This window comes from Halomonas sp. XH26 (assembly GCF_024138895.1).
GTDB classification, from domain to species: domain Bacteria; phylum Pseudomonadota; class Gammaproteobacteria; order Pseudomonadales; family Halomonadaceae; genus Vreelandella; species Vreelandella alkaliphila.
The window spans coordinates 2,206,572-2,219,450 of the sequence record NZ_CP071889.1 but is presented as its reverse complement, the minus strand read 5'-3'; the positions used below and the strand labels follow the sequence as shown (position 1 = coordinate 2,219,450).

The 12,879-nt window shown below is 52.9% G+C and carries 11 protein-coding genes and 1 pseudogene; 9 read left to right on the top strand and 3 right to left on the bottom strand.

Annotated features, from left to right (window positions below; translation table 11 throughout):
* Positions 1-5: 5 nt before the first annotated feature.
* The 3 genes from J4377_RS10300 to J4377_RS10290 are packed head-to-tail and all read right to left on the bottom strand — an operon-like array spanning position 6 to position 3,227.
* Complete coding sequence (locus J4377_RS10300; RefSeq protein ID WP_038485129.1) at positions 6-1,613, bottom strand: carboxyl transferase domain-containing protein; 1,608 nt, start codon at positions 1,611-1,613, stop codon at positions 6-8.
* Between the two features lie 10 nt (positions 1,614-1,623).
* Entirely contained in the window at positions 1,624-2,793 is a 1,170-nt protein-coding gene (locus J4377_RS10295) for an isovaleryl-CoA dehydrogenase (protein WP_038485126.1), read from the bottom strand.
* A gap of 20 nt (positions 2,794-2,813) precedes the next feature.
* Positions 2,814-3,227: a MerR family DNA-binding transcriptional regulator gene (locus J4377_RS10290; protein ID WP_009724565.1), complete on the bottom strand. Its 414-nt coding sequence runs from the start codon at positions 3,225-3,227 to the stop codon at positions 2,814-2,816.
* Between the two features lie 360 nt (positions 3,228-3,587).
* Here J4377_RS10290 and J4377_RS10285 point away from each other — a divergent pair, with 360 nt between their 5' ends.
* From J4377_RS10285 to J4377_RS10245, 9 genes and pseudogenes are all read left to right on the top strand, one after another.
* Complete coding sequence (locus tag J4377_RS10285) at positions 3,588-4,376, top strand: ABC transporter ATP-binding protein (protein ID WP_038485123.1); 789 nt, start codon at positions 3,588-3,590, stop codon at positions 4,374-4,376.
* A complete protein-coding gene (locus J4377_RS10280; RefSeq protein WP_038485120.1) occupies positions 4,373-5,122 on the top strand; it encodes an ABC transporter ATP-binding protein in 750 nt (249 codons plus the stop codon). The genes J4377_RS10285 and J4377_RS10280 overlap by 4 nt, the downstream gene beginning before the upstream one ends.
* A 136-nt stretch (positions 5,123-5,258) precedes the next feature.
* A complete protein-coding gene (locus J4377_RS10275) occupies positions 5,259-6,482 on the top strand; it encodes an ABC transporter substrate-binding protein (RefSeq protein ID WP_038485117.1) in 1,224 nt (407 codons plus the stop codon).
* Between the two features lie 82 nt (positions 6,483-6,564).
* A pseudogene (locus tag J4377_RS10270) lies at positions 6,565-7,451 on the top strand (branched-chain amino acid ABC transporter permease).
* 2 nt (positions 7,452-7,453) lie between these two features.
* The gene (locus J4377_RS10265) at positions 7,454-8,446 is read left to right on the top strand and encodes a branched-chain amino acid ABC transporter permease (protein WP_038485111.1); all 993 of its coding nucleotides are present in this window, start codon (positions 7,454-7,456) and stop codon (positions 8,444-8,446) included.
* A 263-nt stretch (positions 8,447-8,709) separates the two neighbouring features.
* Positions 8,710-9,864, top strand: a complete 1,155-nt coding sequence (locus J4377_RS10260) for an acyl-CoA dehydrogenase family protein (protein WP_253485461.1) — start codon at positions 8,710-8,712, stop codon at positions 9,862-9,864.
* Positions 9,865-9,884: 20 nt separating this feature from the next.
* Positions 9,885-11,000 carry an enoyl-CoA hydratase/isomerase family protein gene (locus J4377_RS10255; protein ID WP_253485460.1) on the top strand — a complete coding sequence of 372 codons (1,116 nt, stop codon included), beginning with the start codon at positions 9,885-9,887 and terminating at the stop codon, positions 10,998-11,000.
* 24 nt (positions 11,001-11,024) lie between these two features.
* Positions 11,025-11,945 carry a 3-hydroxyisobutyrate dehydrogenase gene (gene mmsB, locus J4377_RS10250; protein ID WP_301271696.1) on the top strand — a complete coding sequence of 307 codons (921 nt, stop codon included), beginning with the start codon at positions 11,025-11,027 and terminating at the stop codon, positions 11,943-11,945.
* A gap of 191 nt (positions 11,946-12,136) precedes the next feature.
* Positions 12,137-12,769 carry a glutathione S-transferase family protein gene (locus tag J4377_RS10245; RefSeq protein WP_253485456.1) on the top strand — a complete coding sequence of 211 codons (633 nt, stop codon included), beginning with the start codon at positions 12,137-12,139 and terminating at the stop codon, positions 12,767-12,769.
* Positions 12,770-12,879 lie beyond the last annotated feature (110 nt).

Genomic DNA, 12,879 nt, shown 5'->3' with positions numbered 1-12,879 from the left:
CGCCCTTACATCCGGAACACGCCGAAGCGCGTCTCTTCTACTTCAGCATTCATGGCCGCGGCTAGAGAAAGCCCTAATACGTCGCGGGTTTGAAGTGGATCAATGACGCCGTCATCCCATAGGCGGGCGCTAGCATAATAGGGGTGACCCTGGTGCTCGTACTGGTCGCGAGTGGGCTGTTTAAAGGCCTCTTCTTCCTCTTTGCTCCACTCGCGGCCATCGCGCTCATACTGCTCACGTTTGACCTGCGAGAGTACGCCTGCCGCCTGCTCGCCGCCCATTACCGAAATACGCGCGTTGGGCCACATGAAAAGCAGGTTGGGGTCATAAGCGCGACCACACATTCCGTAGTTACCTGCGCCAAAACTGCCGCCAATCAAAACGGTGAACTTGGGTACTTTGGCGCATGCTACGGCAGTCACTAACTTCGCACCGTGCTTAGCGATGCCTTCATGCTCGTACTTAGAGCCGACCATGAAGCCAGTAATGTTTTGCAGGAACACCAGCGGAATCTTGCGCTGAGCGCAAAGCTCGATAAAGTGCGCGCCTTTTACCGCGCTCTCTGAAAACAGCACGCCGTTGTTCGCCACGATGCCAACCGGATAGCCATGGATATGTGCAAAGCCGGTTACCAAGGTGTCGCCGTAGTAGCGCTTGAACTCATCAAAGTCAGAGCTATCGACAATTCGACCAATGACTTCGCGAACGTCGTAAGGCTTTTTAAGGTCGGTGCCAACAATGCCGTAAAGTTCGCTGGGATCGAGTTTGGGAGGTTTGGGCGCTTGCATGGCTAATTTGCCGCGCTTTTGCCAATTTAAACGGGACACGCAAGCGCGCGCCAACTGCAGAGCATGGGCATCATTTTCAGCGTAGTGGTCGGCTACGCCGCTGATTTTGGCGTGCACATCGGCACCGCCCAGGTCTTCTGCACTAATGTTTTCGCCCGTGGCCGCCTTCACTAACGGCGGGCCGCCCAGGAAAATCGTGCCCTGTTCTTTAACGATGATTGATTCATCCGCCATGGCGGGTACATACGCACCGCCAGCCGTGCAGGAGCCCATGACCACCGCTATTTGCGGGATGCCCTCTGCTGACATCGTGGCTTGGTTATAGAAGATGCGCCCGAAGTGATCGCGATCGGGGAACACTTCATCTTGGCGGGGCAAGAAAGCGCCGCCGGAATCGACTAAATAGATGCACGGCAAACGGTGCTTGCGGGCGATTTCTTGGGCGCGCAGGTGCTTTTTCACCGTGAGCGGAAAATACGTACCGCCTTTTACCGTGGCATCGTTGGCCACAATCACGCACTCAACGCCAGATACCCGGCCAATGCCCGTTACCACGCCTGCCGCAGGCACGTCGCTATCGTAAACGTGATGGGCTGCCAGGGCGGAAAACTCTAAAAATGGCGAGCCTTCGTCAATTAAGTGATCGATACGGTCACGCACAAATAGCTTGCCGCGGCTTTCGTGGCGTTCACGCGCCTTGGGGCCGCCACCTTGGGCGACGGCAGCGGTCAATTCTCGAAGCTTAGAAACTTCCCCCAGCATGGATGCTGCGTTGCTTTGAAAGACATCGCTGCGGGGATTGATCTGTGTAGAGAGTGTGCTCATGGCGCGGCCCTTACTTTGTTTCGGTGAAGAGTTCGCGGCCAATCAGCATCCGGCGAATTTCGCTGGTGCCCGCGCCAATTTCATACAGTTTGGCATCGCGCAGAAGGCGACCGGTGGGGTACTCGTTGATGTAGCCGTTGCCGCCGAGCAGCTGAATGGCATCTAGGGCAACTTGGGTGGCTTTCTCTGCACAGTAAAGAATCACGCCCGCTGCGTCTTTACGCGAGGTCTGTCCGCGGTCGCAGGCTCCGGCAACGGCATATAAGTAGGCGCGACAAGCGTTCAGCGTGGTGTACATATCCGCCACTTTACCTTGCACCAACTGGAACTCGCCGATCGACTGGTTGAACTGCTTGCGCTCATGAATGTAGGGCAGCACGACGTCCATGGCGGCTTGCATAATACCAATAGGACCAGCAGCCAGAACGGTGCGCTCATAATCCAAACCGCTCATGAGAACGCGAACCCCTTTACCGACCTCACCCAGTACGTTTTCAACCGGTACTTTACAGTCTTGGAAAACCAGTTCGCAGGTGTTAGAGCCGCGCATACCCAGCTTGTCGAGCTTCTGTGCCGTAGTGAAGCCAGGCATGCCTTTTTCAATAATGAACGCTGTAATGCCTTTAGAGCCTGCTTCCGGGTCGGTCTTGGCATACACCACTAATACGTCGGCGTCAGGGCCGTTGGTGATCCACATCTTGTTGCCGTTAAGGATGTAATGATCGCCATCCAGCTTGGCGCGTAGCTGCATTGACACGACATCAGACCCCGCACCTGGCTCTGACATTGCCAGTGCACCTACGTGGTCACCGCTGATCAGCTTGGGCAGGTATTTCTCTTTTTGTGCAGCGCTGGCATTGATCTTTAACTGATTGACGCACAGGTTTGAGTGCGCGCCATAGGAGAGTGCGACAGAGGCGCTTGCCCGGGAAATCTCTTCCATCGCAATACAGTGGGCAAGATAGCCCATACCACTACCGCCATCTTCTTCAGATACGGTAATCCCCAATAGACCCATGTCGCCAAACTTCTTCCACAGATCATTTGGGAATTCGTTGTTGCGGTCGATTTCAGCAGCGCGTGGGGCAATTTCGCTAGCGGCAAAGGCATTGACCTGCTCGCGCAGCATGTTCAGTTCATCGTCGAGGCCGAAATTGAGTTCTGAATAGTGTGAAAACATGGTCAATCACCTTGTCATTGTTAAAGGGAGCTTTTCGTCGTTAAAGAAGGTTTTTCATTGAGTTCTTCAAGAGCCTGGCGGCAGCGGATTTCAGCGCTTTCAAGTTCCAGCTGCACCATCGTGATGTCTTTCATTTGTTGTTCTAGAGCCGATTTACGCTCGCTGATTTTGCTTAGCATCAAATGCAGCTGCTTTTCGCTGCCGCTGCGGGTTTCATCCCACAGCTCAAAGAGTTCGCGAATTTCTGCTAAGGAAAAGCCGAGTCGTTTACCGCGTAGCGTTAATTTCAGGCGCACGCGATCTTTGCTGCTGTAGATGCGTGTTTGGCCACGTCGAGCAGGGTGGAGTAACTCCTGATCTTCATAGAAGCGAATGCTTCGAGTGGTAACGTCAAACTCGCTGGCCAATTCACTGATCGTGTAGGTTTTGCTCATGATCATTGTTCTCGTCGATAGGGGAATGTCCCTATGGAACACTGACCATGAGGCTAAAACAAGTTTACGTTAACGTAAAGCAGTAGTTGTGCTTTTTTGTTTTCCTTGATTTTTTTATAAGCTATTGAAAAATAATAATTTAGATTGTTAATGTGAAGAAACGTTAAAGAAGCGTAGACCAAAGTTGTAATTGTAATACCCCTCAAGTGATTGCTAGTTTGCACCTACACCTTACGTTCAGGTAAGGGTGTGTTGCCGGCTAACGAGTTTCACTTGGTGACGCAGTTGGTGAAATGTCAGCACCCAACACCCGGATACAAGAACACCCGAACACAAGAACAAAAAGAGGCTTACCACTCCATGCGTGCAGACGATGTTCTTAATGGGCCAGTGCTCGAGACCAGAGGGCTGACCAAAGAATTCCGCGGTTTTACCGCCGTGGATGACGTTAATCTTCAAGTTCAGGAAGGGCATATTCACGCCCTGATTGGTCCCAACGGTGCTGGAAAGACCACCGTTTTTAATTTGCTAACCAAGTTTCTGCCGCCCACACGTGGAGAAATTCTTTATCGCGGTAAGCCCATTACCAGCAAGAAATCCAATGAGATCGCACAGCTGGGTCTCGTGCGCTCATTTCAAATTTCAGCGGTGTTTGCGCACATGACGGCGCTGGAAAACGTCCGAGTAGCGCTACAGCGTCAATTAGGCACATCGTTTCACTTCTGGAAATCAGAGAAGTCGCTAGATCACCTTAATGAGCGTGCGTTAGAGCTGCTTGATGAGGTAGGCCTGCGTGAATACGCCGATACATTAACGGTAGAAATGCCTTACGGCCGTAAGCGCGCACTGGAAGTTGCCACCACGCTGGCGCTTGATCCTACCATGATGCTGTTGGACGAGCCGACCCAGGGCATGGGGGCTGAGGATGTTGACCGTATCGTCGCGCTGATTAAGCGTGTCTCGAAAGGGCGCACCGTTTTGATGGTGGAGCACAATTTGAGCGTGGTTAGCAGGCTTTGTGACCGTATTACGGTATTAGCCCGCGGCGCGGTGTTGGCCGAAGGTAACTATGAAGAGGTTTCCCGCAATCCATTAGTGCGCGAGGCTTATATGGGCAGTGAAGCTGCTGAAGAGGAGGCTGCCGTATGAATACCGCTGAAGCCTATGAAACCAACGAGCTAGCCGATTCCCAAACGCTAGAAATGCTGAGAGTGCAAGACTTGCACGCTTTCTATGGTGAATCACACATTCTTCACGGCGTGAACTTCGATGTTAAGCGTGGGGAGCTGGTTACGCTGCTGGGTCGCAACGGCGCGGGACGTAGTACTACCCTGAAGTCCATTATGAATATGGTCGGGCGTCGCACCGGCTCGATTGTGATTAATGGCAACGAAACGCTGAATATGAAGGCGCACCATATTCCAAGGCTTGGTATTGGTTACTGCCCCGAAGAGCGCGGTATTTTTGCCAGCTTGGATGTGCACGAGAATTTATTACTTCCACCGACAGTTCGCTCTGGTGGAATGAGCCTAGATGAAATCTACGGCATGTTTCCTAACCTTTACGAGCGTCGCAGAAGCCAGGGGACGCGGCTTTCTGGCGGTGAGCAGCAGATGCTTGCCATGGCACGCATTCTACGCACTGGTGCGCGTCTTTTGCTGCTCGATGAAATTACCGAAGGCTTAGCCCCCGTTATTGTGCAAAAACTTGGCGAAGTGCTTATTCAACTGAAAGAGCGCGGTATGACCATTGTTCTGGTGGAGCAGAACTTCCGTTTTGCAGCGCCGCTGGCAGATCGCCATTTTGTAATGGATCACGGCCAAATTGTTGAAGAAATTAGCGCTGAGCAGCTTCCGTCACGTCGAGACCATCTCAACACTATGCTGGGGGTATAACGCCAATCTAGATCATAAACGCAGCATCAGCTTCGCAGTATGTGCACTACAGCATTAACAACACTAAACGCTCTGTAAGTATTTCATTCGTACGTCGTAACACAACAACAAAGGCCTCAAGGGCCAGGAGACGAACATGACCTTTATGAAAAAAACGCTGACCGCCAGCATCGCCGTTGCCGCCGCTTCTACTATGGCAGTCTCAACCGCTCACGCTGAAATTAGCGATAATGAGGTACGCATTGGTTATTTGGCAGATATGTCAGGTACTTACCGTGACTTAGCTGGTCCAGGTGGCGAAACAGCCATGGAAATGGCGGTTGCTGATTTTGGTGGCAGTGTTAACGGCTCGCCCATCGTGATTTTTAGTGCTGATGATCGTAACAGTGCCGACGTCGGTGCTAACACGGTGCGTGAGTGGATCGACCAGCGTAACGTCGACATGGTGGGTGGCCTAGTGGCGTCCTCGGTGTCTATTGCCGTCACTAAAGTGCTTGAAGAAAACAATGGCCTGGGCATTGTGTCGGGTTCTGCGGCATCAAGCATTACCAATGAACACTGCACGCCAAACCACATCCACTGGGTTTACGATACTTACCCGCTGGCGAACGGTACCGCAAAGGCAGTCGTAGAGCAGGGCGGCGATAGCTGGTTCTTGTTAACCGCTGATTATGCGTTCGGCCATGCGCTGGAAGCTGATGTGACCAACGTAGTTGAAGCCAATGGCGGCGAGATTGTTGGCGGCGTGCGTCACCCGTTCCCGACAAGCGACTTCTCCTCTTACATCCTGCAGGCCCAAGGGTCTGGTGCGAAGATTGTTGGTTTGGCTAACGCTGGCGCCGACACTGTTAACGCGATCACCACCGCTAGCCAGTTCGGTCTCACGCAGAGCGGCCAGCAGCTAGCAGGCCTATTGATTTTCCTCAACGATGTTCACGCGCTAGGTCTGGAATCCACCCAAGGGCTGCTGCTAACCACTGGCTGGTACTGGAACATGGATGAAGAGTCTCGTGAATGGTCAGAGCGCTACTTTGAAGAAGTTGGCCGTATGCCCACCATGGTTCAGGCGGGTATCTACTCAAGCACCATGCACTACCTGAAAGCCGTAGAAGCAGCGGGAACCGACGACCCTGAAGTTGTACGCGCCCAGATGGCTGATATGCCTATTGAAGACTTCTTTGCGCGTAACGGCTCCATTCGTGAAGATGGTCGTATGATTCATGACATGTACCTTGCCCAAGTGAAAACACCGGAAGAGTCTACCGGTGAGTGGGATCTGTATGAAATCCTCAGCACCATTCCTGCCGATGAAGCCTACCGTCCGCTCTCTGATAGCCAGTGCAAACTGGTTCAAAACTAAGTCGAATAACAACCGCAAGTGACGTTAGAACTGGTTGGTGGCAACTTGCCACCAACCGCTTGATGGCGAGGAGAGTCATACAATGACGATGATATTCGGCGTGCCATTAGCCGTTTTCATGGGCCAGCTAACGCTTGGGCTTGTGAATGGAGCCTTTTACGCACTGCTTAGCTTGGGTCTGGCGGTCATCTTCGGCCTACTGAAGATCGTCAACTTTGCCCATGGGGCGCAATACATGCTGGGAGCCTTCGCCGCACTGCTAGGCTTTCGCTATTTAGGCATCAACTATTGGCTGGCGCTGTTTCTGGTGCCACTGGTGGTGGGTGGTTTCGGCATGTTAATGGAGCGCTTTTTACTGCGTCGCATTGCCCATTTAGACCATCTTTATGGACTGCTGCTCACCTTCGGGTTGGCACTAATTTTTGAAGGCACGCTGGTAAATTTCTTTGGCGTTTCGGGTGCGCGGTACGCGACTCCTGAAGCACTGCAAGGCGGCCTGAATCTAGGCTTCATGTTCCTGCCTACCTACCGTGCCTGGGTGCTGGTAGCGGCACTGGCCATGTGTCTATTTACCTGGTTTATGATTGAGCGCACCCGGTTGGGGCTTATCTGCGTGCAGGTACTGAAAACTCCCAGCTGATGCAAGCGTTTGGGGTAAACGTACCGCTATTAATTACGCTTACTTATGGCTTTGGCGTAGCGCTAGCCGCTTTTGCGGGGGTGTTGGCAGCGCCGCTATATCCTGTATCACCGACCATGGGGTCAAGCTTGCTGATTGTGGTGTTCGCGGTGGTCGTCATTGGTGGAATGGGATCTATTCTAGGTGCGATTCTTACTGGCCTGGGTATGGGGATCATCGAAGGCTTAACCAAAGTGTATTACCCCGAAGCCTCCAATACCGTGATCTTCTTGGTGATGATATTGGTGCTCATGTTACGCCCCGCTGGGCTGTTCGGTAAGGAGGCATAACCATGGCAGATTCTCAAGCACTCAATGCGCCATCAGCCGTAAAAGAGCGACAGAAGCGGGCCAAAATGCGCCGTAACATGTTTTATATAGCGCTCTTGGCCATCGGGCTAGTCGCTCCTTTTTTGGCCTATCCCGTTTTTCTAATGAAAATTCTATGCTTCGCGCTTTTTGCCTGCGCCTTTAATTTGTTGCTGGGCTATGCGGGGTTGCTCTCGTTCGGGCACGCGGCATTTTTAGCCACCGGTGGTTATGTTACCGGCTACTTGTTGGCAAGCTATCCAGGGCTAACGCCAGAGGTGGGGATTATTGCGGGCACCTTAATGGCAACCCTGTTAGGGCTGTTATTCGGGGTGCTTTCGATCCGGCGTCAGGGCATTTACTTTGCCATGGTGACATTGGCACTGGCTCAGCTGATGTTTTTCGTCTTTGTTCAGTCATCGTTTACCGGTGGTGAGGATGGCTTGCATGGCGTGCCACGCGGTGACTTGTTTGGCGTGATCAGTTTGAGCAGCAACCTGGCGATGTATTACTTCGTTTTTGCCATCTTCATATTTGGTTTTGCGCTAATCCAACGCACCGTGCATTCCCCCTTTGGGCAGGTGCTTAAAGCGATTCGTGAAAATGAACCGCGTGCTATTTCGCTGGGCTACAACGTTGATGCTTACAAGCTGCTGGCGTTTGTTCTCTCTGCGGCGTTGGCCGGGTTAGCGGGGTCTACTAAAACCGTCGTGTTTCAGCTGGCGTCGTTAACCGATGCACACTGGCACATGTCGGGTGAAGTTATCCTAATGACGCTGCTGGGTGGGGTAGGCACCCTGCTTGGGCCCCTTATGGGTGCGGGCATTGTGGTTAGCCTGCAGCACATTTTGGCACAGTCGCCGTTGGGTAACTGGGTAAGCGTCATTCTGGGTATTATCTTTGTTGTCTGCGTACTTAGCTTCCGCAGCGGCATTGTGGGTGAGCTCACCAAAATGTATCGCAAAAATTTCAAATAACCGGTTCTGTTCGATGATTGGGTGCCCTAGGGCACCCTTTTTTCTGCCCAAATCACGCCTCTACGCCAAAGGTAGTGAGCTAAGCCGGTTGCACCTGTCAGAGTAAGAATATAAGTTAACGTAAACGTCAACATTGCCAGTAAAGACGATAGCCAGTAAAGACAATTGCCAATAACGCCAACGGCTAATAAAGATAATAGCAAACGCCAAGCTGCCCAGCCTGCTCAAAGGCTGTTCAGCGACGCATGCTGCGGAGATTCGCCATGAATTTTGAGTTAAGTGAAGACCAGGTCGCTTTTTCCGATATGGCTCGGGCATTCGCCCAGAACGAGTTAGAGCCCCACGCTGCACAGTGGGATGCAGAAGCCCTCTTTCCTGTTGATGTTATCCGCAAAGCGGGGGAGTTAGGTTTTTGTTCACTTTACGCGCCAGAGCGCGTTGGCGGGCTTGGTCTTTCCCGCCTAGATGCCAGCATTATTTTTGAACAGCTTTCCATGGGCTGTACCTCAACCACCGCTTATCTCACCATTCATAATATGGTGACGTGGATGCTGGCTGACTTCGGCACCTCTGAAGCAGTGGAACAGTGGGGCGAAAAGCTCGCCACTGGCGAGTTGCTGGGTTCTTACTGCTTAACTGAACCCAATGCAGGCTCTGATGCGGCCTCGCTTAAAACCACCGCCAAGCGTGATGGCGATGACTACGTACTCAACGGTAGCAAGATGTTTATCTCTGGCGCGGGCAGCACCGACTTTTTGGTAGTGATGGCACGTACTGGGGGCGAAGGCCCCAGCGGCGTTTCTGCCTTTGCGGTTGATGCGAAAGCAAGCGGCATTAGTTACGGCCGTAAGGAAGACAAAATGGGCTGGAACAGTCAGCCAACCCGCATGATTACCTTTGAAGATGTGCGCGTTCCCGCCAACCACCTGTTAGGCAACGAAGGTGACGGCTTTAAAATTGCCATGAAAGGCTTGGATGGCGGTCGTATCAACATCGCTACTTGCTCAATCGGCACCGCCCAGCAGGCGATCAACAAAGCCCGTGAATATATGCTGGAGCGTAAGCAGTTTGGCAAGCGTTTGGCAGACTTCCAGGCGCTTCAGTTCCGTATGGCGGATATGGTTACTGAGCTTGTCGCGGCTCGCCAGTTAGTGCGTATGGCAGCCACAAAACTGGATGCTGGCCACCCCGATGCCACTACCTATTGCGCCATGGCTAAGCGCTTTGCGACTGATGTCGGCTTCAAGGTGTGTGATGAGGCGCTGCAGCTCTATGGTGGCAACGGCTACATTAAAGAGTATCCGATGGAGCGCTATGTGCGTGACTCTCGTGTACACCGTATTTTGGAAGGAACTAACGAAATCATGCGGCTGATTATTTCCCGTCGCGTGCTCTCTGATGGTGCCTCTGAGCTGTAGCCAACTACAAGGACAATGGAATGAGTAGCGTACTGTTTGCTGAACACGCCACCCAAGATGGCCATGTTATTGGCGAGATCAAGCTTAACGCCGAGCGTTCGCTGAATGCCTTGACGTTAGAGATGATTGAAGAAATTCTGCCGCGCTTGAAAGCGTGGCAAACCGACGAGCGAGTTGTCGCTGTTCTGTTGGATAGCGCTGGTGAAAAAGCGTTTTGCGCAGGGGGCGATGTCGTCAATCTGTATAAAGCGATTAAAGGTGACAGCGAGCCAGATTTTCCTGAGCGCTTCTTTGAACACGAGTACCGCCTGGATTACCTGCTGCACACCTATCCCAAGCCGGTCATTTGCTGGGGCAGCGGTATTGTGATGGGTGGGGGAATGGGATTGCTTAGCGGTAGCAGCCACCGAATCGTGACGGAAACCTCTCGGCTGGCGATGCCAGAAGTGACGATTGGCCTTTACCCGGACGTTGGCGCTAGCTGGTTTTTAAACCGTCTGCCAAATGGTACCGGACGCTTTTTAGCCATGACCGGCAGTCAAATTAACGCGCCAGATGCCGTTCATCTCGGCCTGGCTGATCGCGCGATTGCTAGCCATTACCGCGCAGATCTGGCTCAAAAACTGATGGATGCCACCTGGGGAGAAGGAAAGCAAACTGACGCCCATGGTGTCGTCAATCGCGTGCTGCGCGAGTTTGAACAAGCGTCTCAAGAGGTATTCGCCGAGCTGGAATCGCCGGTTCAAAAATCCGCCGCATTGATTCGTGAGCTAATGGATCACGATACGGTTGAGCAAACCGTGGATGCCGTACTGGCGGTTCGCAGTGACGACAAATGGTTCAGCAAAGCGCAGAAAACGCTTTCCCACGGCAGCCCCGTATCAGTGAAGCTGATTGATGAGCAGCTAAAACGTGCCAAGCACATGTCGTTGGCTGAGGTGTTTCAGTTTGAGCTGGCGCTTTCAGTGCAGTGTTGCCGCCATCAGGAGTTCCCCGAAGGCGTACGTGCGCTGTTGGTCGATAAAGACGGTAAGCCTGCCTGGAAATACCCAGATGTCGCGTCCGTCGAACAAACTTTTATCGATGAGCTGCTGGCTTCGCCGTGGCAAAAGAGCCCTCTGGCGGATCTTCACTAAGCTATTTCTTCAACCCATTTCCCCATCAATTTTCTAACAAGGACAATAAAGATGACCACTGTCGCGTTTATCGGTTTAGGCAATATGGGCGGCCCCATGGCGGCCAACTTGGCGAAAGCGGGCTTTAACGTTCGCGCGTTCGATCTTTCTGAACAAGCCTTGGAAACAGCGAAATCCCAAGGCTGTGAAGTGGCAGCCTCTGCAAAAGCAGCGGCCACCGACGCAGATTTTATTATTTCCATGCTGCCCGCAGGCAAACATGTGCGTGGGCTGTATGTGGATGGCGACGAGCCGCTGTTTGATGTCATCAAAAAGAGCGCTCTGGTGATTGACTGCTCGACCATTGATGCGGATACCGCCCGCAGCGTGGCTGCCGCTGGCGCTGAAAAAGGCGTTGGCTTTGTTGATGCGCCGGTGTCTGGTGGGGTAGGCGGAGCACAGGCGGGTACCTTGACCTTCATTGTTGGCGGTAGCGCTGCACAGTTTGAACAGGCCAAGCCCGTACTCGACGTGATGGGTAAAAATATCTTCCACGCTGGCGACCACGGCGCAGGGCAGGTGGCCAAAGTGTGCAACAACATGCTGCTTTCCATCCTGATGGCGGGCACATGCGAAGCGATCAACATGGGCGTCAAAAACGGCCTGGACCCAGCGGTGCTTTCCGAAATAATGAAACAAAGCTCTGGAGGAAACTGGGCGCTAAACGTTTACAACCCGTACCCCGGCGTGATGGAAAATGCCCCCGCCTCGAAAGGCTACCAAGGCGGTTTCCAGGTGGATCTAATGATTAAAGACCTGGGGCTCGCTATGGATGTTAGCCAGCAAAGCGCCTCACCGGTGCCCATGGGCTCTGCCGCACGTTCGCTATTCACCCTGCATAAAGCAGGTGGCAACGGCAAACTCGACTTCTCTAGCCTGCTGCAGTTTTATCAAGATAAGGAGTGAGGCTAAGGCGTGAATGGAAAATGGTGAGGAGCAAGTGGCGGTTTAGCGCGTGGTAACGAGTTTTGCGCGGAACGATCAACATGAGGCACCCGCGAGAGGGCGGCATAAGCCGCCCCTTGCCACTGGCCTCAAGGGCGGGCACACTCATTTTCTTCACTATTCTCAGATGTATGCCCAGAAAAAGGACTGCCATGATTACGCTTTGGGGCCGCAATAACTCGACTAACGTCAAAAAAGTACGCTGGGTACTTGAAGAGCTCGGCTTGGCGTTTGAACAAATTCCGGCAGGAATGCAGCACGGGGTCAACAATACCTCAGCGTACTTGGCCATGAACCCCAATGGGCTAGTGCCGCTACTTAAAGACGACGCGACCGATAGCGTGTTATGGGAATCTAACACCATTATCCGCTACTTGGCCGCGCAGTATGGCCAAGGTAGCTTATGGATAGATGACCCCGCCAAGCGCGCCCAGGCAGAGAAATGGATGGACTGGGCGAACAATACGCTTTCGCCCAGGCACCGCGTTATTTTGCAGGGGTTCGTAAGAACACCGCCGGAAGAGCGTGATAACGATGCTATTGATGCCGGAATGCTAGCCTGTGAAAGGTCATTCGAACTGCTAGATAACGCGCTGGCAAACCAAAGCCAACCCTGGTTTTCCGGCGATGAATTTGGCCTCGGCGACATCGCCTTAGCGCCTTTTATCTATAATTTATGGAACATTGGGTTAACCTGGCAGCGGCGCCCCAGCCTGGAGCGCTGGTACCAACAGCTTGCAGAACGTCCCGCCTTTCAGAACGTAGTGATGATTCCTGTAACGTGATGTAGAAAGCAGCCCTCCCTGATGACGGGAGGGCGCTCTAGCGCGCTACAATTTGCTAAACGGCTAAATACACGGGCTTTATTGTGCATTTATGCGATGGAGCATACGGG

What these genes read in the sequence shown, in the direction of transcription:
- J4377_RS10300 (WP_038485129.1), bottom strand. Translation starts at nt 1,613, where the DNA reads ATGAGCACACTCTCTACACAGATCAATCCCCGCAGCGATGTCTTTCAA.
- J4377_RS10295 (WP_038485126.1), bottom strand. Translation starts at nt 2,793, where the DNA reads ATGTTTTCACACTATTCAGAACTCAATTTCGGCCTCGACGATGAACTG.
- J4377_RS10290 (WP_009724565.1), bottom strand. Translation starts at nt 3,227, where the DNA reads ATGAGCAAAACCTACACGATCAGTGAATTGGCCAGCGAGTTTGACGTT.
- J4377_RS10285 (WP_038485123.1), top strand. Translation starts at nt 3,588, where the DNA reads ATGCGTGCAGACGATGTTCTTAATGGGCCAGTGCTCGAGACCAGAGGG.
- J4377_RS10280 (WP_038485120.1), top strand. Translation starts at nt 4,373, where the DNA reads ATGAATACCGCTGAAGCCTATGAAACCAACGAGCTAGCCGATTCCCAA.
- J4377_RS10275 (WP_038485117.1), top strand. Translation starts at nt 5,259, where the DNA reads ATGACCTTTATGAAAAAAACGCTGACCGCCAGCATCGCCGTTGCCGCC.
- J4377_RS10265 (WP_038485111.1), top strand. Translation starts at nt 7,454, where the DNA reads ATGGCAGATTCTCAAGCACTCAATGCGCCATCAGCCGTAAAAGAGCGA.
- J4377_RS10260 (WP_253485461.1), top strand. Translation starts at nt 8,710, where the DNA reads ATGAATTTTGAGTTAAGTGAAGACCAGGTCGCTTTTTCCGATATGGCT.
- J4377_RS10255 (WP_253485460.1), top strand. Translation starts at nt 9,885, where the DNA reads ATGAGTAGCGTACTGTTTGCTGAACACGCCACCCAAGATGGCCATGTT.
- J4377_RS10245 (WP_253485456.1), top strand. Translation starts at nt 12,137, where the DNA reads ATGATTACGCTTTGGGGCCGCAATAACTCGACTAACGTCAAAAAAGTA.